The following is a 25724-nucleotide window of genomic DNA, read 5'->3' on the forward strand; positions in this document are numbered from 1 at the left end:
AGGAGGTCATATCATTGAAAATTTTTAATAAAATCATTGGAGATAATGGTGAAGATTTAGCTGCGAGCTATCTAAAAAAACATAAGTATAAAATATTATGTAGAAACTTCACTTGTAATATTGGTGAAATAGATATAATAGGTAAAAATGAGGATTCTATTTGTTTTATAGAAGTTAAAACTAGGCAATCAAATTATTATGGATATCCTAGTGAAGCTGTAAATTTTTATAAAGAAAAGAAAATAATAAAAACTGCACAATATTATATCTGCAAAAATAAACTATTTAATTATAGTATACGATTTGATGTTGTTGAAATTCTTCTAAATGACTATAAACCTCAAATAAATTTAATTAAAAACGCGTTTTGGGTAAACGGTTACGTATAATTTTATAAGTAGTCTCAAAATAAAAATCAAACTTTATTTTGAGACTATAATTTTACTTATTTAATATGTTTGTTAAAAAGCTTTTTCTATGTATTTCAGTTATACCAATTTTTTTTATAGCCTGAACATGTTCTTCTGTTCCATACCCTACATTTTTGCAAAATTTATATTCTGGATAATACTGGTGATAATCTTCCATGATTTTATCTCTATAAACCTTAGCTAATATAGACGCACAAGCTATAGATGCACTTTTAGTGTCACCTTTTATTACACTTTTATTTTCTATATCAAAGTCTTTTATTAAATACCCATCAGACAAAACTAAATTTGGCTTTCTATCTAACCCATGACATGCTCTTCTAAAAACCTCTTGGTTGCACCATCCAATACCTTTTCTATCTATTTCTTTATTATCTATAACTGATATATTATAACTTACAGCTTTAGACTTTATTATTTCACTTAGATAATTTCTCTTTTCTGGTGAAAGCTTTTTAGAATCATTAATATATAGCATTAATTCTCCATCATCCATATAATCCAGGTCCAATATTACAGCAGCTGACACTATCGGACCTGCTAAAGGACCTCTTCCAACTTCATCTACACCTGCAACATATTTGAAATTTCCAAAGCTTTTATCAAAAAGGTACATATTTTTTACTCTGTTAATTTCAGCTTCATAGGTTATTATGAACTTTTCTAACTTTTCACCTAATTTATTTACATTTTTTCTGCTATCATCACTTAGCATTTTTATAAGTTCTATAAATTCTAATTTTGAAGTTTTTATATCATGGCCATTTTGAAAATTCAAAACATATTCTTTAACAAGAGCAAATTTCATTTGACTCAAATCTATAATTTCCAATGTATATCACCCTATTTCTCTGGTTTTTCTAATGATATATTTCCTAACTTACCACCTCTAAATTCATCCAATAGCATAACGGCTACTCTATTATAATCTATATTACCACGTGCTATAACTGCCCCTCTTTTCTTCCCTATATTATCCATATTTTCTAGTGCTGATTCACTAAGTTCAGGAAGCTTATATCTTTCCTTCAATCTTTCTGGATAATTAATTTGAAGAGTTTCTATTAATTTCAAAGCTAAATCTTCTATATCCATAATTTCGTCCTTTATAGCCCCAGTAAAAGCTAAATCAAGCCCTACAGTTTCATCCTCAAATTTAGGCCATAACACCCCTGGAGTGTCCATAAGCTCTATACCTATTTTAGTTTTTATCCATTGCTTATTTCTAGTTACTCCTGGTTTATCTCCTGTTTTAGCTATATTATTTTTAGCTAATTTATTTATAAATGTAGATTTTCCTACATTTGGTATTCCAACCACCATTACTCTAGTAACTATATTAACTACACCTTTACTTCTTAAATTATCATGCTTTTCCTTTAACATTTCATCTAATGCAGGTTTTATATTTTTAAGTCCTAATCCTTTTAAACAATTTACACTTAAAACTTTTGTATGTTCATTAGACAATTCCTTAACCCATTGCTTTGTCACTTTTTCTTCACTTAAATCACTTTTATTTAACAAAATTATTCTAGGCTTATTTTGACAAATATCTTCTATATCCGGATTAGCACTAGATTTCACTATTCTAGCGTCTCTTATTTCAATTACTGCATCAACAAGTTTTAAATTTTCTTTTATTTGTCTTCTTGTTTTAGCCATATGTCCTGGGAACCAGTTTATACTCATAAATACACCTTCTTTATCTAATATTGTATTAAAATTTATTTTATCTTTTATAGATTCATAAACTTAAAATGTAATTTATACCAACAAAATAATTTTTATGAAAATAGCTAGTAGTAACTATTCCTCTTATTTTGTAAACTCTCCTTTACATATAAGTCAAATCTAAAATGTTTCTATAATAATAATCTATAATTTTTATAATAAAAAAAGGGACACTAACGCCCCATTTTTTACAAAATTATCTTATTAATTCTTTAACCTTAGCAGCTTTTCCTACTCTATCTCTTAAGTAGAATAATTTAGCTCTTCTTACTTTACCTCTTCTTACAACATCAACTTTCTCTATTACAGGAGAGTTAACTGGGAAAGTTTTTTCAACTCCTACACCAGAAGCTACTCTTCTTACTGTGAAAGTTTCTCTTGCTCCACCGTTTTGTCTTTTAAGAACTGTTCCTTCGAAAACTTGGATTCTTTCCTTGTTTCCTTCACTTATTCTGATGTGAACTTTAACAGTATCTCCTACATTGAATTCTGGTAAATCAGTTCTGATTTGTTCTGCTTCGATTTGTTTTATTATGTCTAACATTGTGCGTTACCTCCTAAAATTTATTTGACGTTCTTAATCATATGTAAATGACAGAGGACCGCCCAGCACAAAAATGATTTTATCATATAAATTTAATGTTATCAACTTATTTTTTAGTTTTGTAGTGATTTTCTAACATTTTTTTATCTTCTTTTGTAAGTTCAATATTTCTATATAAGTCATTTCTTTGCTTTTTTGTTATTAATAATGATTGTAGTCTTCTATACTTTCGTATATTTTCATGATGTCCTGAAATTAATATTTCTGGAACTTTTTTTTCTTCAAATTCAAAAGGTCGTGTGTATTGAGGATATTCTAAGAGTCCATCATAAAAAGATTCATCCATAAAACTTTCGTCACAGGATAATACATTAGGTATCATTCTACTTATACTGTCAACAATAGGGATGCATGCCATTTCGCCACCAGTTAATACAAAATCCCCTAATGATACTTCCATATCTATATAATCATAAATTCTTTCATCAATCCCTTCATAGTGACCACAAAGGAATATTATTTCTTTTTCTTTACTAAGATCCTTAGCCATTTCCTGATTAAAAGTCTTTCCTCTTGGTCCCAAAAACACCACTTTACCATTATTAACTTTTTTAACATCTTTTATGCAATCAACTATTGGTTGTGGCATCATCACCATTCCAGCACCACCACCATATGGATAATCATCAACTTTTTTATGCTTATTATTTGTATAGTCTCTTATATTTACACATTCTATATTTAAAATACCTTCCTTTTGTGCCCTTCCTAAAATACTGTGATTCAAAACATCAAACATTTCTGGGAAAAGAGTCAATATATGTATTTTCATTATTCACTCCAAACCTTCACAGGTTTTATTACAATTTCACTTTTTTCAATATTAATACTAACTATTATTTCTTTTAATGCAGGTATTAAAACTTCCTCTTTTCCACCTTTTACCCAATATACATCATTGCTACCTGTTTCTAAAACATCATACACTCTGCCAAGCTCTATTCCATCAGTATCAAAAACCTTGCAATCTATCAAATCAGCAACATAGTAGCTATCTTCTTCAAGCTGTTTTGCATCACTTCTATGAATTTTTAAATATTTATTTCTATATTCTTCTGCTTCATTCATAGAGCCTATACCTTCAATTTTTAATATTGCTCTATCACTTTGTAGTTTACATGATGTTATTTTTCTTTCAACACCATCTATATAAACTTTTTCTAACTCTCTAAATTCCTCTAAACTATCTGTAAGCGAAAAAACTTTAACCTCACCTCTAACTCCATGAGGTTTAGTTATTTGTCCTATACTCATAAACTCCTTCATTTTAAGAGCCTCCTAATAATATATTTGGGATACTTTATAAGAATTAACGTCATTAACTTAGTTGTATCCCCTAACGATCTGATTTTTAATTGTCAATTTATATATTAAATTATGTTTTTATTATTATCAACAAAAATATAATTTATTTAATTTTAATCTATATTTTAACTTTCTAAGTTAAAATTCAACACTGCATTTTGTATAAAAACATTTTAAAGTTATTGAATAAATTTAAATTTGAGCTTGTTTCCCTATATTAATAAAAATTTATATTAAAATAAGAGTTAGGCTAACCTAACTCTTATGATTCTATTATTTCTACAACAACTCTCTTGTTTTCCTTAACAGCTGCTGCTTTTACAACAGTTCTAATAGCTTTAGCTATTCTTCCCTGTTTTCCAATTACTTTCCCCATATCAGCTTTATCAACTTTTAATTCCAAAATAATTGAATGATCACTTGAAACTTCATTTATTGACACTGCCTCTGGGTTATCAACTAAAGATTTAGCAAGTACCTCTAGTAATGTTTTCATGGAATGCGCCTCCATTCAATTCAACAAGAATTATTTTATTCCAGCATTGTTGAAAAGTCTTTTTACAGTCTCTGTTGGTTGTGCTCCATTTTGAACCCATTTGTTTGCTTTTTCTTCATCGATCTTAACTGTAATTGGTTCAGTTGTTGGATTGTAGTATCCTATTTCATCGATAAATCTTCCATCTCTTGGAGATCTTGAATCAGCTACGATTATTCTATAGAAAGGAGCTTTTTTAGCACCCATTCTTTTTAATCTTATTTTTACTGCCATGTGTATTTCACCTCCTTAAAAAATAAATTGTATGTTAAAAAGGTAATTTTCCAAATAACCCTTTTTTCATCTGTCTTTGCGTATTTTTTTGCATACCCTTCATATTCTTCATCATCTTTTTCATTGTTTCATAGTGCTTTAGCAATTTATTAACTTCTTGTATAGTTGTGCCTGCACCATTTGCTATTCTTTTCTTTCTTGATGGTGAAGATGATATTAAACTTGGTTTTCTTCTTTCACTTAATGTCATGGAATTTATCATTGATTCTATCTTTGACATTTCTTTTTCACCTTGTGACAAATCTAAGTCTTTTAATTCTTTAGTATTTGCACCTGGTAACATTTCTACAATTTTTCCTAAAGGTCCAAGTTTTTTCATTTGATGAAGCATATCTAAGAAATCTTCAAAGTTAAATTCTTGACTTAACATTTTATTTCCTAGTTCTTGTGCTTTTTCTTCATCTATTGCAGCTTGTGCCTTCTCTATTAAAGAAAGCATATCTCCCATTCCCAATATTCTAGATGACATTCTTTCAGGATGGAAAATTTCAAGATCTGACATTTTCTCTCCCATACCAACATATTTAATTGGCTTTCCTGTCATTGCTTTTATAGAAAGCGCTGCTCCACCTCTAGTGTCTCCATCTAATTTAGTAAGAATAACACCTGTTACATCTAACTGCGAGTTGAAACTCTCTGCTACATTAACAGCATCCTGACCAGTCATAGAATCTACAACCAAAAGTATTTCATTTGGGACTATATTTTCTTTTATGTCTTTAAGCTCATTCATAAGCTCTTCATCTATATGAAGTCTTCCAGCTGTATCTATTATAACTATATTACATCCTTCGTTTTTTGCATGTTCAATAGATGCTTTTGCTATATCAACCGGACTTGTTTTATCTCCCATAGTAAAGACTGGTATGTCTATTGACTTACCTACTACCTGCAATTGTTTTATTGCAGCTGGTCTATAAACATCACAAGCTACTAAAAGAGGTTTTTTATTATTTTTTCTAAGGTTAAGCGCAAGTTTACCAGCCATTGTAGTTTTACCAGCACCTTGTAATCCAACAAGCATAATCACAGATATTCCATTAGGATTTAACTCTAATTTACTTTCTGTATTTCCCATAAGTTTTGTTAATTCATCATTAACAATTTTAATAACTTGTTGTCCTGGAGTTAAGCTTTCTAAAACTTCATTCCCTAGGCATTTTTCACTAACATCCTTTACAAAGTTTTTTACAACCTTATAGTTAACATCAGCTTCTAACAAGGCTAATTTTACTTCTCTCATGGCTTCTTTTATATCTTTTTCTGAAAGTTTGCCCTTACCTTTTAACTTCTTAATGGTTTCTTGTAATTTAGAAGCTAATCCTTCAAAAGCCATAGCAGACCTCCTAAATTTCGATAATATTTTTTATAATATCACCTATTAATATAGAATTTTTTTCACTATCTATTTTTACATTCTTTAGTTCTTTTATAATCTTTTGCTTAATACTCTCACTTTTCATACTCTTTTCTAAAAGGTTAAGCTTTTCCTCATACTCTACCAAAAGATTTTCACACCTTTTAATTATATCATGAATTGCCTGCCTACTAGTTTTTGTAATTTCTGATATTTCCTTTAAGGATAAATCCTCATTAAAGTAAAGATCCATTACATTTTTTTGTTTTTCCGTAAGCAATGGTCCATAAAAATCTAAGAGTAAAGATAATTCAAATCTCTTTTCCATAAAATCACCTAACTCACAAATGATATATTAGCAAAAAGATTTATGCCTGTCAAGTATTTTTACTTAACATCTAATTATAAAATTAATATTTTACTTTTCAAAATTTTTTAAAATAATGCCTCAACAAATTCTCTTGAATTAAATTCTTGAAGATCATCAATCCCTTCACCTACACCTATAAATTTTACAGGTATATTTAATTGATTTTTTATAGATATTACAACCCCACCTTTTGCTGTACCATCTAATTTGGTAAGTATTATACCATCAATAGGACAAACCTCCATAAATTGTTTTGCTTGTATAACTGCATTTTGTCCTGTAGTAGCATCTAATACTAATAATGTTTCTCTGTGAGCTTCACCAAATTCTCTATCAATGACTCTATTAATCTTTGAAAGTTCATCCATTAAATTCTTTTTATTATGAAGTCTTCCTGCCGTATCACATATTAATACATCTACATTCCTAGCTTTAGCAGCCTGCACTGCATCATAAATTACCGCTGCCGGATCAGAACCTTCCTGATGTTTTACTATATCTACTTTTGCTCTTTTACTCCAAATTTCTAATTGATCTATAGCTGCTGCTCTAAAAGTATCTGCTGCAGCTAATAAAACTTTATAATTTTCATTTTTTATTTTTGTTGCTAATTTACCAATAGATGTAGTTTTACCTACCCCGTTAACTCCTATTACAAGCTTAATTTCTGGAGTTTTTTCAGGTGATATAGTACTAACTTCCTCACCCATCATTTCTATTATTACTTCTTTCATACATGGTTTTACCATAGCTACATCTTTTATTTTTTCTTCTTTTATTTTTTCTTTCAATCTTTCTATTATTTCTACAGATGTTTCTACTCCTATATCACTTATTATTAACGCTTCCTCAAGTTCTTCGTATAAATCATCATCTATAGTTACAGCTAGATTTAAAACATCTGATACAGCAGAACTTATACTATCCCTTGTTTTTGTTAATCCTTCTTTTAATTTATCAAAAAATTTTCCAAACATGGTTAATTACCTCCATTAATTTTATCTTGTAAAGTCAACTGATACAACTTTAGATACACCTTTTTCTTCCATGGTTACTCCATACAACATATCACTTGCTTCCATTGTACCTTTTCTATGTGTTATTACTATGAACTGTATATTAGTTGAAAACTTCTTTAAAAATTCTGCATATCTTATTACATTAGCATCATCAAGAGCTGCCTCTATCTCATCCAATATACAGAATGGGGTAGGTTTCATTTTTAATATAGCAAATAATAGTGCTATTGCAGATAAGACTTTTTCTCCACCGGATAACAAATTTATATTTTGTAATTTTTTACCTGGTGGTTCCACATTAATTTCAATTTTAGATGTTAATTCATCTCCATCTTTTAAAATTAGATCTGCACTTCCACCCTTAAACAATTGCTTAAAAGTCTCATTAAAATTTTTTCTAAGCTTTATAAAGTTTTCTTTAAAAACTTCTCTCATTTTAGCTGTCATTTCATCAATTACTTTTATAAGTTCATTTTTAGCATCAACTAAATCTTCCTTTTGAGATACCATAAATGTATATTTCTCTTTTACTTCCTTATATTCTTCAATAGATCCTACATTTACAGTTCCTAAATTTCTAATTTCTTCTTTTATAAATAGTGCTTCTTCCTTCACTTTAGATATATTTGTTATAGGTTCTTTAAAATCTAAAGCTTCTGCATAAGTCAAATTAAATTCTTCATTTAATTTTGAAAGAAGATTTTCTTTCTCTGTTTCTATTTTAGCTAATGTTACTTGATATTTATGTAATTCTTTTTCTGTATTTTCAAGTTCTAAACTTATATCTTCTTCTTGTGATCTTATTTTATTAATTTCATCTTTAATTTTTATTTTTTCTAACTGACTATCTTCTATAAATTTTTCCATGTTTTCTATTTCAGTTATTATATCTTTTACACTATGTTTATTATTTTTTAAAATTTCTTCATAGTTTTTCTTGTTAGTTTGTAATGATATTACTTCCTTTTGTACATTTTCTTGTTTTTCTCTTAATACATTTATTTCATTTTTTATTCTTTTAATATCATTTTCTCTATTTATAACAATTTCATCTATTTTTGCTTTTTTAATTTTCAGTTCTGTTAAAATATCTTTATATTTTTCCACTGAAGCTTCACTTTCTGTTATTTTTTCTCTCAAGCTATTTTCTTCAATTTCTAATTTATTAATTTCACTATCCATAGATTTAAAATTTTCTTCTAAAATTTTAATTTCTTCTACCAATTTTTTTCTTTCTACTTCTTTTGCACCTAAATTCTTTTCATTTTCATTTAAACTACTTTTCAATCTAATTGTATCATCTTTTAAAGAATTAATTTTTTCATTTATCTTTGTCTTCTCTATATTTTCAAAATGCACATAATCTCTTAAATTTAAATTTTCTTCATCTAATTCTTTTATCTGTTCATTTAAATTTTTTAATAATATATTTTTCTCTTTAACTTCTTTATTTAATACATCAAATCTAATTTTCAACTCTTCTATCTCTCTTTTTCTACCTATAATATTATTAGATTTATTGTAAATACTACCACCTGTCAATGCTCCTCCAGGATTTATAACCTCTCCAGATAAAGTAACTATTTTTTGTCTATAGTTAAGTGCTCTTGCTATTTTTATTGCATTATCCATATTATCGCATATTACAGTTCTACCTAAAGCATAATCTATTATACCCTTAAATTTACTATCATAACTTAAAATTTCGCTAGCTATCCCAATAAAGCCATTCATGGATTTTATATTGTTTCCGAGTTCTATAACTCTACCTTTCACTGTATTTAAAGGTAAAAATGTTGCTCTACCCAAAGAATGTTTTTTTAAATATTCTATAAGAATTTTAGCTCCATTTTCATCTTCAGTTATTATATTAGATAAACTAGAACCTAATGCTATTTCCATAGATGTTTCAAATTTTTTATCTACTTTTATAATTTCCCCCAAAATATAACATTTGCCTTTAAAACTACCTACTCTATTATTATCTATGTGCTGCATTAAAGTTTTCACTGATTTATTATAACCTTCATACTGCTTTTCTAAATTTATAAGCATATTTAAATTAGCATCAACTTTATTAGATGTAGCTAAAAGTTCTCTTAGCTTTTTCTCTTCTAATGTTTGATTATGTCTTAATTTTCCTATGCTTATTTTGTTTTCTTTTATTTCATTGTTATAATCATCAATCTTTTTTAGTATTTTAATGCCTTCTTCATTAAGTATAGCTTTAGTAGTTTCATTTATTTTCACGGAATTACGTATTCCTTCTATTTCGGTTTTAATGCTTTCTAATTTTTGTTCTATTCCATCTATATTATTATTTAAAATAATAATATTATTACCTTCATCATTTTTTTTCATATGTAATGAATTTTTTATGTTTTCAATTTCTTTTAATCTAGAGTTTTCTTTTAAATTATTATTGTAAATTTCTTCAACCAGTTTTTCATTTGATTTAATTTTTTCCTTTAAATCCTCATGAGAATTTAAAAAATCTTTTAATGCAATTTCAAGCTCTTTTATATTTTCTTCTAAATTTCTTACTTTATCTATTAAAGTTAACTTTTCATCATCAATTTTAGAAATAGAACTCTTTATAATTTCTATTCTTTCTTCTAAAATTTTAATTTCAGATAAAACTTGTTGGTGTTTAGACTTATTATCATAAAACTTTTGCTTATCTTTAGATATCTTACTTTCAAATTCTTCTAGTTTTAAACTATTTTCTTCTAACTTAGTTTTTAATATTCTTCTTTTGTTTATCTTACCTTGTAGTTCTTTGTTTATAATTTCACATTGAGACTTATAACTAGAAATTTTTATGTAGTTCTTTTCTATGAAATCAATTATAATATTTATTTCATTTGCTTTTAACTGCTTAGAAAGTTCTAAAAATTTATTTGCCTTATCGCTTTCGCTTTTTAAAGGTTCTAATCTCTCCTCATATGTACCTAATATATCATCTATTCTTATTAAATTCTGATTAGTATTTTCTAGTTTTCGTTCTGATTCTTCTTTTCTTGTTTTATACTTTACAATCCCAGCAGCTTCCTCTAGTAACTTTCTTCTTTCTTCTGGCTTTCCGCTTAATATTGCGTCAATTTTACCTTGTCCTATTATAGAATATCCTTCTTTTCCTATTCCCGTATCCATAAAAAGATTTTGAACATCTTTAAGCCTACATATTGTGTTATTTATTAAATATTCACTTTCTCCAGATCTATATAATCTTCTTGATATAACTACTTCTGAATATTCAACATCTAGCTCTGCATCAGAATTATCTAAGATTAGAGAAACCTGTGCAAGTCCAACAGGCTTCCTAAATTGAGTTCCCGCAAATATTACGTCCTCCATTTTATCTCCTCTTAGAGTTTTAACACTTTGTTCTCCTAAAACCCATCTTACAGCATCAGATATATTACTTTTACCGCTACCATTAGGACCAACTACTGCAGTTATACCTTTTTTAAACATAAGCTCTGTCTTATCTGCAAAGGATTTAAAACCTCTTATTTCAATAGATTTTAAAAACATCCATTCACTCTCCTACTATCTTATAATAAGTGGCAATACTATACCTAAAACCATAAATACAGATATACATATTGCTAGTATTTTTGTTAATTTATCTCTTTGTTTTTTATTCATAAAAAACACCTCTCTTTTTATTTATATTAATATAAGTAACTCCATTTTTACCGTAGTTCACTAATGTAAGTTTATATTATTTTTATATAAAATTCAAACCATAATTTATTTTCATATTATCATCTTAAACCATTAAAAACCGTGAAATCACGGTTTTTAATATTTTTGTAAATATTCATTTATACAGATTTTTATTGTCTCATAATTAAATTGTAAATTAATATTACCTCTATCTAAATTACTATCTTGATAGACTTTTATTTTTTTAATTCCTAACACTGATAACGCTTCTTTGAAATACATTTTTTTATTAGCATATAATTTAGATATATCCTTAGGATTTATAGATAAACTTTTTATTTCACCTTTTTTATTAAAATATTCAATTAGTATATCTTTATATATAGAACCTTCAACAAGCTCCCTAAACGCAGGATGGAATGGCCCCTCAACAAATTCTTTACCATAATTTATTTCCTCTGTTGGTTGCAATCCAATTCTTATTACATTTATTCCACTTGCAGTATACATACCATATAAAACTTTACTTGTTTCAACAGCTTCCTCTAAAGTATATGGCCTATATTCTTTTCTCTCTAAAAGCTGTTCCATAGGAGTTTCTCTTATAACAAGTGCTGGATACAATCTACATATATCAGGATTCATCTCTATGCTCTTTCTAGCTGTTTCAATATCCTTCTCCATTGTGTCACCTGGAAGTCCTAACATTATTTGATGTCCTAATGTTATTCCATATTTTTTTATAAGCTGTGAGGCCTTTTTAACAGATTCTGCATCATGCCCCCTACCAGATTTTAAAAGAACTTCTTCATCTAAAGATTGAACTCCTAATTCTATTATATCAGCATCATACCTTTTTAAATTTGTAAGAATAAAATCATCTATATAATCTGGCCTAGTTGACATTCTTATATAATCTATTTTTCCTAAATCTTTAAATTCTTTCGCTACTGCCAATAATTCTTTTTGCTTTTCAATATCTATAGCTGTAAATGTACCTCCAAAAAAAGATACTTCTACTATAGCATTTTCTCTATTTATTGTTTCTAAATATTCCTCTATAGTATTTCTAACAAAGTTACCATCAATTTTAAAACAACTTCCTGTAATACTGTTTTGATTACAAAATACACATGTATGCGGACATCCCTCATGAGGAACAAAAATAGGTATTATGTAATGAGACTTATCCATTATTCTTCTCCTTAACTAATACAACTTCTTTAGCTGCATTTTGTTCTGCTTCTTTTTTGCTATATCCTATACCATTTCCTTTTGAAACCCCATTTACAAGAACTTCTACAAAAAACTGTCTTCTATGTGGCGGTCCTTCAAATTTTACTAAATTATATACTATACTTACCTCACCATTTTTCTGAAGTGTTTCTTGTAATTTAGTTTTATAATCTATAATAATTTCATTTCTTAATGCTTTTTCTATTACAGTTTCAAAATTACCCAATATAAATTTTTCTGCAATCTCTAATCCTTGATCTAAATATATAGCTGCTATTATAGCCTCTACTGCATCAGATAGTATAGAAACCCTTGTTCTTCCTCCCGTAAGTTCTTCTCCTCTACTCATTGTTAAGTAGCTTCCTAAATCCCACTTCTTAGCTATTTCATATAAAGAATTTTCGCATACAATTAGTGATCTAACTCTAGTTAAATATCCTTCACCTTTTTTTCTGCAACTATTATATAAATACTGTGATATTACAAGTTGTAATACAGAGTCTCCTAAAAACTCTAAAGTTTCATTATACTCAACACCTTTTTTTTGATTAGCATAAGAACTATGGGTAATTGCTGTTTGAAGTAATTTTATATCTTTTATATCCACATTAAGTTTTTCTTTTAGTTCAATAGTAGTATTTCTTATTTTCATAATTCAGCTCCTTCTTAGGAGTGTATTCCTCAGCTTATTATAATTAATAGGCTTAATTTAATAAGTTGAGGAAAAAACTCCAATTATTAATATTTATTTAATTTAAATAAAGTTCCGCATAGATGCGGAACTTTTATTATTCATCTACACGTGTTTTTATGTATTCAACTACATCGCCAACTGTAGATATTTTTTCTGCATCTTCATCTGGAATTTCAATATCAAATTCCTCTTCTAAAGCCATAATTAACTCCACTATATCCAATGAGTCCGCTCCTAAATCATCTATAAAAGAAGATTCTAATGTAATATCATCCTCATCCAAGCTTAATTGTTCTGATATTCTTTTTCTAACTTTTTCAAACATATATTCCAGCCTCCTATAAATAAATCATATGATAATAATATTATATTAATAGTATTATCAAAAGTAATCAACATATATTTTAAATATTTAATTCTTTTTAATAATATACTTAAATTTATTAATTTTATACACTGTTTACAATTTATTTTTATTTTCTGTTGTCTTTTCTATTTCTTCCATTATTTTCTCTATGATGTTATTATCATAAACTTTTTTTGCCTGTCTTATTGCATTTTTAAAAGCTTTAGCATTAGAGCTACCATGTGCTTTTATGCATATACCTTTTACCCCTAAAAATGCTGCTCCACCATATTCAGTATAGTCAAATTCTTTCTTTATTTTTTTAAAGGCAGGTTTTGACATAGCTGCACCTATTTTTGTTGTTAATGATGACATTAAATTCTTTTTAATCATAGAAAATAAGTTAGATGCTACACCTTCATACATCTTTAAAACTGTATTTCCTACAAATCCATCACATACTAAAACTTGAACATCCCCATCAGTAACTTCTCTTGGCTCAACATTTCCTATAAAGTTTTTATTAGACTCTTTTAAAAGTTTATGAACACTTTTAGTAAGTTCATTTCCTTTTTCTTCCTCAGAACCAATATTTATTAATCCAACTTTCGGATTTTCATGCTTTAATACACTTTCAAAATATATTTTACCCATAAGTGCAAATTGTTCTAAATAATGTGGTTTACAATCAACATTCGCACCTGCATCTATAACCATAAATGGACCATTTAGTCCTGGCATTATAGGTGCCAACGCTGGTCTATCTATTCCCTTTATTCTACCAACTATTAGTGTACATCCAGCTAAAAAGGCACCAGTACTTCCAGCAGATACTATTCCATCTACTTCTTTTTGCTTAACTAATTGCAAAGCTTTATTTATGCTGGAATCTTTCTTTTTCTTAATAGCCATTACAGGGTGTTCATTAGTACTTATGACCTCAGTTGCATCTAGTATGGTTATCTTTCCTTTTTCATACTGATATTTATCTAATTCATCCTGTATAGCCTGTTGTGGTCCTGTAATAACAAGTTCTATATCACTAAAATCATTTACAGCCATAACAGCACCTTCTACAACTGCTGAAGGTGAATTATCTCCACCCATTCCGTCTACCACAAATCTCATTATCAGACCCTCGCTTATTTTTATAAATTACTTTTTCTTAAGTCAATGATTATTTTGTGTAAACTTTTATAATTTACACATCACTTAATATTATATCTATTTTGTATTAAAAATACTATCATATTTTTTTATGTTATGTGAAAATATTATATAAAAAATAAAAGAAAGTCAAGTGACTTTCTTTTATTATTTCTCAGTTGAAACAACTTCTCTATTTTTGTAGTATCCACAGCTTTTACAAACTCTGTGTGCAAGTTTCATTTCATGGCACTGAGGGCACTCAACTATTCCTGGTAAACCAAGTTTAAATGTTTGCGCTCTTCTTGAATCTCTTCTAGCTTTAGAAGACTTTCTAGCAGGATTTCCCATAATTACACCTCCTTACGAGTTAGAAAATAATTCTTTTAATTTTGCCAACCTCGGATCAACTTCATTCTCATTGCAATTACAACAAGATTGGTTTAAATTCGTTCCACATTGTTGGCATAACCCCTTACAATTTTCATTGCAAAGTCTTTTTATAGGAAACTCTATTCCTATATTATTTTCTATAATTTGATAAAGATCTAATTTATTACTATCAAGTGAGATAATTTCTCCATCAATATCCTCAACAGTATGCGAAAATCTCTCTTTTATATCAAATGATATATCATAAGCAAAATCTTCACTACATCTTGAACATGCTAATAATACTTTAGTGATAACTTTCCCAGTTAAATAATAAACATCATCAACTAGTCTTAACGTTCCATTAAAATTTATCGGCTTAAGAAATTTGACCACTTCACCGTTATCATTAAAACTTTCCTTAGATATTTCTAAGTTTAATTCTTTGCGTCCATAATTCTTGTTTTTTAATTCCGAAAGGTCTATGTACATATTATATACTCTGGAAGTTTCTTCCTCATATGGACGAATCCATACATAATGTGACATAAATCACATAGCTTGAGTAAAAGCTGCTACACCCCTCCTTATTTTCATTCAAGACTCTACTATTTCAAACATTAATTATTATATAAATTATGCTATTAAAAGTCAAGAACAATTTATTATTTTAAAACAACATTTCAGAAGGATATAGCAGTTTTATAGTTTTATACTATTTTGTAGTTAAAGTTTTAGTATCTCTAGCTATCATTAATTCTTCGTTTGTCGGAACAACAAATACTTTAACTGTAGCATCAGTAGCACTTACTTCAACAGCTTTTCCTCTTACATTGTTCTTTTCTGAATCAATTTTAATTCCCATGAATTGTAATCCTTCACAGATTGCTTCTCTTGTTGTTGGAGAATTTTCACCAAGACCAGCTGTAAATACAACTGCATCTACTCCGCCCATAGCTGCTGCATAAGCACCTATCATTTCTCTTACTCTGAAGTTGTAAACATCTAGTGAAAGCTCTGCTCTAGCATTTCCTTCTTTAGCAGCGTTTTCTATATCTCTAAAGTCACTACTTACTCCTGAAATTCCTAAAACACCTGATTTTTTGTTGAATAAGTTATCAACATCATCAGCTGTCATGTTTTCTTCTCTCATTAAGAACATAGCTATAGCTGGATCTATGTTACCACATCTTGTTCCCATTGCTATTCCTTCAAGTGGAGTGAATCCCATACTTGTATCAACAACTTTTCCACCTTTAACTGCAGCTAAACTAGCACCATTTCCTAAGTGACAAGTTATTATGTTAACATCTTCTATATTTTTTCCCATCATTTCTGCTACTTGAGCTGAAACGAACTTATGAGAAGTTCCGTGGAAACCATATTTTCTTATTCCATGTTTTTCATATAATTCATATGGTAATGGGTATATATATGCTTGTTTATCCATTGTTTGATGGAATGCTGTATCAAATACACCTACCATTGGAGTTTTTGGCATTAATTCTTTGCATGAATTTATTCCAATTATATTTGCTGGATTATGAAGTGGTGCAAGTTTTGTGCACTCTTCTAATTGAGCCATTACCTCATCATTTATAACAACTGATGCTGCATATTTTTCTCCGCCATGAACAACTCTGTGTCCAACTGCGTTTATTTCATCCATGCTTGTTATTACACCATGTTCTTTATCTGTTAAAGATTCAATAACATGTTGTATAGCTTCTTTATGAGTTGCCATAGGTTGTTGAACTATGTATTTATCTCTTCCTGGAACCTTTTGAGTTAATATTGATCCCTCAATTCCTATTCTTTCAACCAATCCTTGTGCTATAGCTTCTTCATTTTCCATATTTATTAATTGGTACTTTAATGAAGAACTTCCACAGTTAATTACAAGTATTTTCATTGTAATTCCTCCTTAAATATGATTCTCTTAGTAATTTAAAATTTATTTAGTATGATCTTAATAAATTATAAGACCTGTATTTTTTAGTATATAATATTTTTTCTACTTATTGCAAGCATTTTGAGCTTGAATAGCAGTTATCGCAACAACATTTACTATATCATTTACGTTGCATCCTCTTGATAAGTCGTTTATTGGTTTTGCAAATCCTTGACAAACTGGTCCTATTGCTTCAGCTTTTGCAAATCTTTGAACTAATTTGTATCCTATATTTCCAGCTTGTAAATCTGGGAATACTAAAATATTTGCATTTCCAGCAACTGTACTATTTGGAGCTTTTTGTTTAGCAACTTTTTCAACTATTGATGCATCTAATTGTAATTCACCATCTATTGCAAGATCTGGTCTTTGAGATTTTGCAAGTTCAGTTGCAGTTCTTACCTTATCTACATTCTCATGCTTAGCACTTCCCATTGTTGAAAAAGAAAGCATAGCAACTTTTGGATCAATTCCGCATAAAACTTTAGCATTTTCAGCTGTGCTTATTGCTATTGACGCTAATTCTTCTGCATTTGGATTTGGGTTAACTGCACAATCTGCAAATAATAAAGTTCCATCTGCACCATATTCACAATTTGGAACTTCCATAACAAAGAAGCTTGATACAACTTTTATTCCTGGAGCTGTCTTTATTATTTGAAGACCTGGACGTAATAAATCTCCTGTACTATGAACTGCACCTGATACTAATCCATCAACGTCATCCATTTTAACCATCATAGTTCCAAAATAAACAGGGTCTTTAACTGTTTGTAAAGCCTTTTCTATAGTAACACCTTTATTTTTTCTTAACTCATAGAAAGCTTCAGCATATTTTTCTGTTTTATCAGAAGTTGCTGGGTCAGCTATTTCTATTCCTTCTATGTTTACACCTAAATTTTTAGCGTTATTTCTTATTGTTTCTTCATTTCCAACTAAAACAACTTGTGCTAATTTATTTTCAGTTATGATTTGAGCAGCTTTTAAATTTCTCTCTTCATCACCTTCTGGTAAAACTATTTTTTTTACATCTTCTTTGGCTAATTTCCAAATTTTATCTACAAAACTCATTTCAAAATTCTCCTTTCGAGTAAGAAACTTTAATATACCTTATTAATATACCCCTTTTTAAGTATAATTTTCAACCTTAATTGTTAAATTTATTAACATTGACATTATATAATTAAATTTTATTACATAGAAATGAGAAATCTTCATTATTTATCGTCAAAAAAATAAATTTCCTGAATTTTCGTCCACTAAATATGGGAAAAATGTATTTTATACTTTATACATAAAATTCATCATTTTATCTATTAATTAAAATAATAACCAAATTTATAGTTATTATTACTTAAATCTTAATTATATGTAAAGTTAAATTACTGTCTACTCATAATAAATTATACAAGTTTTTTCAATTGTTTCTTAACACTTACCAAATATATTTTACATATTGTTTGTATTGTTACAAATTTAGTTTTTCAATCTTAATAAGTCCCATAAAACAACTTTTAAATATTCACTCTTAACTCTTAACTAAAATAAACATTAATTAACAGTAAAATATTAATTTTAGATTTTCTTATTTTATAAATTTAAAATTTAACTTTGGTACCAAAAATAGCGAGACATACTCCAAATCACTTAGAATTCAACACAATATCTTCCATGAAAATATTTTAAGATTATTGAATAAATTTAAATTTGAGCTTGTTTACCTATATATGGTTCCAAGTTGACTTTTAAAATTATCCATTTCAAAACTTGGATACCTAAAATAGTGAGACATGCTCCGAATCACTTAAAATTCAACACTATATCTTGTGTGAAAATATTTTAAAGTTATTGAATAAATTTAAATTGGAGCTTGTTTCCCTATATACGGTTCCAAGTTGACTTTTGAAATTATCCATTCCAAAACCAAAACTTGGATACCTAAAATAGTGAGACATGCTCCGAATCATTTAAAATTCAACACTGTATCTTGTGTGAAAATATTTTAAAGTTATTGAATAAATTTAAATTGGAGCTTGTTTCCCTATATACGTGGCATATTTTCTATAGGCAATTACTTATGCATTAATGTAGTTATATTACCATAAGTACTTGTAACAGAATTTTAATATCATTATTCAAAATCCAATTTTGAATATACCCAATTTTCTTTATTTTGACTTTTAAGTTTTATTTATTTCTATTTTCAATAAATTTATTCATTTATTTTATCTAACTATTTCAATATTAAATTTTAGTACCTATAACCAATTATGACAAAAATAAATTTTATAGTATACTATATGGATATAAGTTTAAACTTTAAATAATCTTTTAGGCATACAATAAATTTATATTTATTTTGATTGGAGTGATTTTTTATGAATTTAGCAGGTATAATAGTTGAATATAATCCAATGCATAATGGACATATACATCATATACAAAAGACCAGAGAACTTACTAAATGCGATGGTTTAATAGCAGTAATGAGCGGGAATTTCAATCAAAGAGGTATACCTTCATTAATAGATAAATACGAAAAAACTAATATGGCATTACATAATGGTGTAGATTTGGTTTTAGAACTTCCTACAATTTATGCCCTTTCTTCAGCTGAATTTTTTTCCTATGGAGCACTAACTTTATTAAACAATTTAAATGTAGTAAATAGCCTCTGTTTTGGTAGTGAACATGGTAATATTGACACTTTAAAGGTAATTTCAAAAATTTTATATGACGAACCTATTGAATTTAAAGGATATTTAAAAGAAAAACTCAAGGAAGGGGAACTGTATCCTAAAGCAAGAACCTATGCAATTAAAAAATATTTAAATGAAAAAGATATTTTCATTTCAAACTTAGAAGATATATTAAATTCTTCAAATAACATCTTAGCTATAGAATATTTAAAAAGTATTATAAAATTAGATAGTACTATTATTCCATATACTATTAAAAGAGAAGGTGGAAGTTATAATAGTAGTGATTTCAATGCCACCTTTTCAAGTGCTACTTCTATCAGAAACCATCTAAAGAGTACTGACTCTTTAGACGAGCTTGTTAATCACATTCCTAGCTATAATTTTAAAAGGCTAAAGGAACTAGACTCACTTGGATACAATTTTACCTTTGAGGATAGTATGCTACCTTATATAAAGTATAAAAACTACTCTAAATTTAATTTATTAAATAAAATTCCTGATGTATCTGAAGGTCTTCATAATAAAATAGAAAAAAGTATTAATAACTTGTACAATTATAATGATATACTTTTAGATATAAAATCTAAACGTTATGCTCTAACTCGTATAAGTAGAATTCTTTGTCAATTCTTTATAGGGTTTGAAGATTTTAACTGTGACCATTTAAGAAAAGAGCCTGCTTCTTATGCAAAAGTTTTAGGGTTTAATGATAAAGGAAAAAATATTTTAAAATCTATAAAAACCAATTCTGATTTTCCTATATACACTAAAGTTCCTAGGATACAAAACGAAAGCTTAAAATTAGATTTACAAGCATCTAAAATGTATAGCTTATTAAATAAGAATTATAAGTATAATGAAGATTTTCTTAGAGGACCAATAATTATAAAATAGTATAAATAATTTTAAAACAAAAGATGCATCTTAAATTTTAAAACCTATTTTAAGATACATCTTTTTCTTATTATAATTATAAAAAATTTACTCATATATATCTATCCTATAAATATAAATTAATTAAGACATTAATTTTCGGAGGGTATATTGATGGTTTACTATTTAATTTTTATTATTATAATTTTACTAAGTTTTATTTTTATTAAAAAATATAAATTTAATGGTTTTTTTACTTTATTATGTACTTTAACAATACTATACATAATTTCAGATCCGAAACATTGTATAGAGCTTACAATTTTAGGTTGTAAATTATTTTTTTATTCAGTGTTTCCATCTCTTTTTCCCTTTCTAATACTTGTAAATATGATTATTTCCTGTGGCGGAATAAATATATATTCCAAAATATTAGGTAATTTTATATGTACTCCCTTACACTTACCTAAAAATTGTAGTTTAGCTCTATTAGTAAGTGTATTTTGTGGATACCCTTTAGGTGCTAGATATGCAACTATATTATATAGTGAAAAATTTATAGATTTTAAAACCTACGAAAGACTTTTAAATATTGCTTCAAATGGAAGTCCTCTTTTTATTGTTGGTGCTGTAGGTACTTCTATGCTTTTAAATCCTAAAATAGGCTATTTACTACTATTATCTAATATGCTCTCTTGTATAGCTATGGCCTTTGTATTACCTAATAAAATTAAATCCAACAAAAATTTGTATACTAATAAAATATTTACAAATGTAGCAAGTAACCATTCTGTAAATCTTGGACAATCCTTTATGGCTGCTGTAGAAGATGCGATTAAGACATCCTTGTCCATAGGTGGATTTATAGTGATTTTTTCTGTATTAATAGGCATAATAAACGACAGTGTATTATTCAACACTGTCGTAAACAAACTATCAAATATATCAAATATTCCTTTGGATGTTTTAAAAGGAATATCTCTAGGTATTTTAGAGTTAACTAATGGCTGCAATATAATTGCTAACGGAACTCTTTCTTTAAATAATAAATTAATTTTAATAAGCTTTTTAATAGGATTTAGTGGTATATCTATAACATCACAGGTTTATTCTATAATTTCTAAATTCAATGTAAGTATAAAAAAATACTTATTTTTAAAATTAATTCAAGGTGCTATAAGTGCTTTTTTCACAGCTTCCATTTGCAAAATACCACTATTATCACCTGTGTTAGAGACTTTTAACACTAATCCATATTTTAATAATATAAATTCTCAACTTTATATCTTAATATCTATGTTTATACTTATCCCATTTTTAGCTTTTAATATAAAAAACTTATTTAAACGCATTTAGTTCTTTTATATTTTCAACAATAGTGGATGTAGTGCTTTGAAAATCTTCATATATACCTCTAAGCATAATATCCACTTCTTTATTTACCCTTAAAACCATCTCTTCACTTTTAGTATCTATCTCTCTTTGTAATTTTGTTAATACCTCATCAACATAATTAACTGTCCCTAGCCTTAATTCCTTTGAAAACTTATTAGCATCAGCTTTTATTTTTCTCGCCTCCATATTAGCTTCATCTAACATTTGAGCAGCTTTTACTTCCGCTTTTTTTAAAACCTCTGCATTTTCAAATTGTTTTTGAATTATTATAGACGCTTCTTGCTTCATTTCCTCAGCCTCTCTACGTGCTGCTAAAAAAATTTCTTCTCTTTTATCTACAATAGTCTTTGCATCATTAAATTCCTGTGGTAAATTTTCTTTTAATTCATTTATAAGACCTAATAATTCTCCTTTATTTATACTAACTTTCCCCAATAAATTACTAGATGTCTTAGCAGTTTTTTCAAGATAATCTACAAGTTCTAAAACGTTGCTAATACTTTTATCCAAAACCTATTCCCCCCTTTTTACTTTAGCCCTAGCCTTCACTTCTTCTTGTGTAACCTCTGGAACTAAATCTTCTAAACACCCTCCAAATAATGCTACTTGCTTTGTTGACGATGAACTTAAATAGGAATATTTAGAGTTTGTCATCATAAACAAAGTCTCTTTAGTTTTGTCTAACTTTTTATTCATTAAAGCCATTTGAAATTCATAATCAAAATCTGACATAGATCTTAACCCTTTTACTATTACATCTATTTCTTTATCATTCATAAAGTCAACTAAAAGTCCACTAAAACTTTCAACTTTAATATTAGGCATATTAGCTGTTACTTTTTTTATTTGTTCAACTCTCTCTTCTATAGTAAACCAACCTTTTTTATCCGGATTTATCAAAACAGCTACAACAACTTCATCAAAAATATATGAAGCTCTTTTTATTATATCTAAATGCCCTTTTGTAATAGGATCAAAACTTCCAGGATACACTGCTTTTCTCATTTTACTTCTCCTTGTAATCATAGAAACAAACTGTAGTGTTTCCATACTTTCTTTTATCAAATAAAGTTATTTCATCATTTCCTTCATAAATAACTTCACTTGTATCTATTTTAGTAACTATTAATCCATCCTTTTGTAATAACTTATATTTTGAAATTAACTCTACTGCTGGAGGTATCATTTCCTTAGCATAAGGAGGATCTATAAATATAATATCAAACTTTTTATCTTCTTTATAGAACTGTTCAAGAAATTTATAACAATCTCCATTTAAAGTTACGCATAAATCCTGAAATTTTAGATTTTCAACATTCTTTTTAAGAAGACTATAACTACTATCTCCCATTTCTATTAAATAACTTTTCTCTGCACCCCTACTAGCAGCTTCTATTCCTAAACTTCCTGTCCCTGAAAATAAATCTACAGTAACAGCTCCCCTAACTCTATGCTGTATTATATTAAAAATAGATTCTTTAATTCTATCTAATGTTGGTCTTGTTCCCATTCCTTCTGGTGGAAGTAAATTCCTTCCTTTTGCTATTCCGCCGATTACTCTCATAGTTTTTGCTCCTTTTCATTCACAAATTAAAATTCATCTTATATTCTTATTTTTTATAAATATTTTAAATTACATTCTCTAATTAAAGCAAATATATTTAGAACTTCTTTCTAATTTATCTTTAATTTCAATCTTTACTTTTTTATCTTCACTGCTTTCACTATTTACAATTTCTTTTGCTTCCATATTAGCTGCTTTAAATATCCTAAAATCCTCAACTAAATCAGCTAAAAGGAAATTATTTTCCCCAGACTGCCTAAATCCAAATAACTCTCCACCACCTCTTATACGTAAATCTTCCTCCGCTATATAAAATCCATCATTACTATTTTTCATAGTTTCCATACGTCTTTTAGTTGTATCACTTTTTATATTAGCAATTAATATACAATAAGATTTGTGACTACCTCTTCCTACTCTTCCCCTTAATTGGTGTAACTGAGAAAGTCCAAACCTTTCAGCATTTTCAATTATCATAACTGTTGAATTTGGTACATTAACTCCAACTTCAATAACAGTAGTAGAAACTAATACTTTTATATTCCCATTTTTAAACTCTTCCATTATAGCATTTTTTTCTTTGTTAGGCATTTTTCCATGAAGAATTGCAACTTCAATATTTTTGAAATATCCATTTTTAAGTTCATTATATAAAGTTTCCACAGAGCTTAATTTTAAGTCTTCATTCTCTTCTACCAATGGACAAACAATATAAACTTGTCTTCCCATACTTATTTCTTTTAACGTAAAATCATAAGCTCTATTTTTTTCTTTTTTATCTAAATAATATGTATCTACCTTTTTTCTTCCTGGTGGCAATTTATCTATAACAGATACATCTAAATCTCCATAAAGACATAACGTTAATGTTCTTGGTATAGGTGTAGCACTCATAACTAAAACATCAGCATTCTCAGATTTAGCACTTAGTTTATTTCGTTGATTAACACCGAATCTATGTTGCTCATCTGTTACAATCATACCTAAATTTTTAAAAACAACATCCTCTTCTATAAGGGCATGAGTTCCTATTAACAAATCAATTTTTCCTTCTTTTAAATCATTTTTTATAATTTCTTTATTTTTAGCAGTAGTGCTACCTGTAAGCAACTGTATATTTATTCCAAACTCTTCGAAAAGAGTTGTTGCTTCAAAATAATGTTGCTTTGCCAATATTTCTGTAGGCGCCATCATAGCTGCTTGATAACCATTTTTTATAACATTAAATAAACTTATTAACGCAACTATAGTTTTTCCACTACCTACATCACCTTGGACTAGTCTATTCATAGGAACATTTCTTTTTTCATCAATCAATATTTCTCTTACAACTCTACTTTGAGCTTCAGTTAATTGAAATGGCAATTTGTCTTTTAAATCCCTAAGTTCATGTGTCATTTTAAATCCTATTCCTAAACTACTTTTATTCAATTCTTTTAACATAAAAATTTTCATAGAGTAAGCAAATAGTTCTTGAAATTTCAATCTTCTTCTAGCTTCTTCCAAGCTATATCTGTCTTTTGGACTATGTATATTTCTTATAGATTCATCTAAAGGCATAAATTGATATTTTTCTACTATTTTAGCTGGTAAATTTTCTGTTATCCTTACCTGTGATAAAACATCACTAATTATTTTGTTTAAAAAACTGTTATTTAGATTGTCCTTCAATGAATACTTTGCTAGTATTTTATTTTTATCTATACTAGTGTTTTTTAATATTTTAGGATTACTCATTCTGTATTCACCATTAAACTTTTCAACTTTTCCAGTTATAACATATGTAGAATTAACCCTAAAACTATTTTTAGCATAAGGTTGATTAAACCATTGACCTTTAAAATTGTTATTGCCACAATTAAATATAACTGTAGATAAAATCTTGTTATTTTTAGTTCGAATATCCCTTAATATACTTTTCACAGTACATTCTAATATAACTTTTTCTTTATCTTCAAATTCCTCTATTGAACTTCCTATTTTAACCATATCATAATCTCTAGGAAAATATAATAATAAGTCTAACACATTATATATACCACACTTATTAAGTTTCTCCCCCATCTTAGGACCTACACCCTTAACAAATGTTATGTCGTCATATATATTCACATTATCACTCCA

General features: G+C 27.7%; 26 protein-coding genes. 3 read left to right on the forward strand and 23 right to left on the reverse strand.

The window, feature by feature from the left end; all coding sequences use genetic code 11:
- Window positions 1–14 precede the first annotated feature (14 nt).
- A complete protein-coding gene (locus AZI32_RS06425; protein ID WP_061995044.1) occupies window positions 15–389 on the forward strand; it encodes a YraN family protein in 375 nt (124 codons plus the stop codon).
- Window positions 390–441: 52 nt separating this feature from the next.
- On the opposite strand, the gene AZI32_RS06430 is transcribed toward AZI32_RS06425, so the two are convergent.
- The 19 genes from AZI32_RS06430 to pta all read right to left on the reverse strand — a co-directional run bounded on the left by AZI32_RS06430 (window position 442) and on the right by pta (window position 18137).
- The gene (locus AZI32_RS06430; protein ID WP_061995045.1) at window positions 442–1263 is read right to left on the reverse strand and encodes a ribonuclease HII; all 822 of its coding nucleotides are present in this window, start codon (window positions 1261–1263) and stop codon (window positions 442–444) included.
- Between the two features lie 11 nt (window positions 1264–1274).
- Window positions 1275–2123 (reverse strand): ribosome biogenesis GTPase YlqF, encoded by an 849-nt coding sequence (gene ylqF / locus AZI32_RS06435; RefSeq protein WP_061995046.1) that lies wholly within the window; start codon window positions 2121–2123, stop codon window positions 1275–1277.
- A 238-nt stretch (window positions 2124–2361) separates the two neighbouring features.
- Entirely contained in the window at window positions 2362–2709 is a 348-nt protein-coding gene (gene rplS / locus AZI32_RS06440) for a 50S ribosomal protein L19 (RefSeq protein WP_010292772.1), read from the reverse strand.
- 106 nt (window positions 2710–2815) lie between these two features.
- The gene (gene trmD, locus AZI32_RS06445; protein ID WP_061995047.1) at window positions 2816–3541 is read right to left on the reverse strand and encodes a tRNA (guanosine(37)-N1)-methyltransferase TrmD; all 726 of its coding nucleotides are present in this window, start codon (window positions 3539–3541) and stop codon (window positions 2816–2818) included.
- Window positions 3541–4035, reverse strand: a complete 495-nt coding sequence (rimM, locus tag AZI32_RS06450) for a ribosome maturation factor RimM (RefSeq protein WP_061995048.1) — start codon at window positions 4033–4035, stop codon at window positions 3541–3543. Before rimM ends, trmD begins: the two co-directional genes overlap by 1 nt.
- 301 nt (window positions 4036–4336) lie before the next feature.
- Window positions 4337–4570, reverse strand: a complete 234-nt coding sequence (locus AZI32_RS06455; RefSeq protein ID WP_061995049.1) for a KH domain-containing protein — start codon at window positions 4568–4570, stop codon at window positions 4337–4339.
- A 30-nt stretch (window positions 4571–4600) separates the two neighbouring features.
- Window positions 4601–4843 carry a 30S ribosomal protein S16 gene (gene rpsP, locus AZI32_RS06460; RefSeq protein ID WP_010292779.1) on the reverse strand — a complete coding sequence of 81 codons (243 nt, stop codon included), beginning with the start codon at window positions 4841–4843 and terminating at the stop codon, window positions 4601–4603.
- 34 nt (window positions 4844–4877) lie between these two features.
- Window positions 4878–6239, reverse strand: coding sequence for a signal recognition particle protein (ffh, locus tag AZI32_RS06465; protein WP_061995050.1), 1362 nt, complete (start codon window positions 6237–6239; stop codon window positions 4878–4880).
- A 10-nt stretch (window positions 6240–6249) separates the two neighbouring features.
- Window positions 6250–6588 (reverse strand): putative DNA-binding protein, encoded by a 339-nt coding sequence (locus tag AZI32_RS06470; RefSeq protein WP_061995051.1) that lies wholly within the window; start codon window positions 6586–6588, stop codon window positions 6250–6252.
- Window positions 6589–6695: 107 nt separating this feature from the next.
- The gene (ftsY, locus tag AZI32_RS06475; protein WP_061995052.1) at window positions 6696–7607 is read right to left on the reverse strand and encodes a signal recognition particle-docking protein FtsY; all 912 of its coding nucleotides are present in this window, start codon (window positions 7605–7607) and stop codon (window positions 6696–6698) included.
- Window positions 7608–7628: 21 nt separating this feature from the next.
- On the reverse strand, window positions 7629–11186 hold the full coding sequence (smc, locus tag AZI32_RS06480; RefSeq protein WP_061995053.1) for a chromosome segregation protein SMC: 3558 nt from the start codon (window positions 11184–11186) through the stop codon (window positions 7629–7631).
- Between the two features lie 270 nt (window positions 11187–11456).
- Entirely contained in the window at window positions 11457–12515 is a 1059-nt protein-coding gene (locus AZI32_RS06485) for a radical SAM protein (protein WP_061995054.1), read from the reverse strand.
- The gene (gene rnc, locus AZI32_RS06490) at window positions 12508–13209 is read right to left on the reverse strand and encodes a ribonuclease III (protein WP_061995055.1); all 702 of its coding nucleotides are present in this window, start codon (window positions 13207–13209) and stop codon (window positions 12508–12510) included. Before rnc ends, AZI32_RS06485 begins: the two co-directional genes overlap by 8 nt.
- A gap of 136 nt (window positions 13210–13345) precedes the next feature.
- Window positions 13346–13576: an acyl carrier protein gene (gene acpP, locus AZI32_RS06495; protein WP_010292791.1), complete on the reverse strand. Its 231-nt coding sequence runs from the start codon at window positions 13574–13576 to the stop codon at window positions 13346–13348.
- A 135-nt stretch (window positions 13577–13711) separates the two neighbouring features.
- On the reverse strand, window positions 13712–14725 hold the full coding sequence (gene plsX / locus AZI32_RS06500) for a phosphate acyltransferase PlsX (RefSeq protein WP_061995056.1): 1014 nt from the start codon (window positions 14723–14725) through the stop codon (window positions 13712–13714).
- Between the two features lie 186 nt (window positions 14726–14911).
- The gene (rpmF, locus tag AZI32_RS06505) at window positions 14912–15094 is read right to left on the reverse strand and encodes a 50S ribosomal protein L32 (protein ID WP_010292793.1); all 183 of its coding nucleotides are present in this window, start codon (window positions 15092–15094) and stop codon (window positions 14912–14914) included.
- Between the two features lie 12 nt (window positions 15095–15106).
- The gene (locus tag AZI32_RS06510; RefSeq protein ID WP_242865265.1) at window positions 15107–15664 is read right to left on the reverse strand and encodes a DUF177 domain-containing protein; all 558 of its coding nucleotides are present in this window, start codon (window positions 15662–15664) and stop codon (window positions 15107–15109) included.
- 166 nt (window positions 15665–15830) lie between these two features.
- The gene (locus AZI32_RS06515) at window positions 15831–17027 is read right to left on the reverse strand and encodes an acetate kinase (protein WP_061995057.1); all 1197 of its coding nucleotides are present in this window, start codon (window positions 17025–17027) and stop codon (window positions 15831–15833) included.
- A gap of 102 nt (window positions 17028–17129) precedes the next feature.
- Window positions 17130–18137 carry a phosphate acetyltransferase gene (gene pta / locus AZI32_RS06520; RefSeq protein ID WP_010292799.1) on the reverse strand — a complete coding sequence of 336 codons (1008 nt, stop codon included), beginning with the start codon at window positions 18135–18137 and terminating at the stop codon, window positions 17130–17132.
- 1307 nt (window positions 18138–19444) lie between these two features.
- On the opposite strand from pta, the gene AZI32_RS06525 reads away from it, so the two are divergent.
- Both AZI32_RS06525 and ylbJ read left to right on the forward strand, forming a co-directional pair.
- Window positions 19445–20662: a nucleotidyltransferase gene (locus AZI32_RS06525; protein ID WP_061995058.1), complete on the forward strand. Its 1218-nt coding sequence runs from the start codon at window positions 19445–19447 to the stop codon at window positions 20660–20662.
- 153 nt (window positions 20663–20815) lie between these two features.
- Window positions 20816–21997, forward strand: coding sequence for a sporulation integral membrane protein YlbJ (ylbJ, locus tag AZI32_RS06530; protein WP_061995059.1), 1182 nt, complete (start codon window positions 20816–20818; stop codon window positions 21995–21997).
- Here ylbJ and AZI32_RS06535 read toward each other — a convergent pair.
- The 4 genes from AZI32_RS06535 to recG form a co-directional block, all read right to left on the reverse strand.
- On the reverse strand, window positions 21980–22546 hold the full coding sequence (locus AZI32_RS06535; protein WP_061995060.1) for a hypothetical protein: 567 nt from the start codon (window positions 22544–22546) through the stop codon (window positions 21980–21982). The genes ylbJ and AZI32_RS06535 overlap by 18 nt on opposite strands.
- Window positions 22547–22549: 3 nt before the next feature.
- Window positions 22550–23041: a pantetheine-phosphate adenylyltransferase gene (gene coaD / locus AZI32_RS06540; RefSeq protein ID WP_061995061.1), complete on the reverse strand. Its 492-nt coding sequence runs from the start codon at window positions 23039–23041 to the stop codon at window positions 22550–22552.
- Window position 23042: 1 nt separating this feature from the next.
- Window positions 23043–23600, reverse strand: a complete 558-nt coding sequence (gene rsmD, locus AZI32_RS06545; RefSeq protein WP_010292806.1) for a 16S rRNA (guanine(966)-N(2))-methyltransferase RsmD — start codon at window positions 23598–23600, stop codon at window positions 23043–23045.
- Window positions 23601–23678: 78 nt separating this feature from the next.
- On the reverse strand, window positions 23679–25712 hold the full coding sequence (recG, locus tag AZI32_RS06550; RefSeq protein ID WP_061995062.1) for an ATP-dependent DNA helicase RecG: 2034 nt from the start codon (window positions 25710–25712) through the stop codon (window positions 23679–23681).
- Between the last annotated feature and the right edge of the window lie 12 nt (window positions 25713–25724).

It is taken from the genome of Clostridium sp. ATCC 25772, from assembly GCF_001573875.1.
Taxonomy (GTDB): domain Bacteria; phylum Bacillota; class Clostridia; order Clostridiales; family Clostridiaceae; genus Clostridium_J; species Clostridium_J senegalense.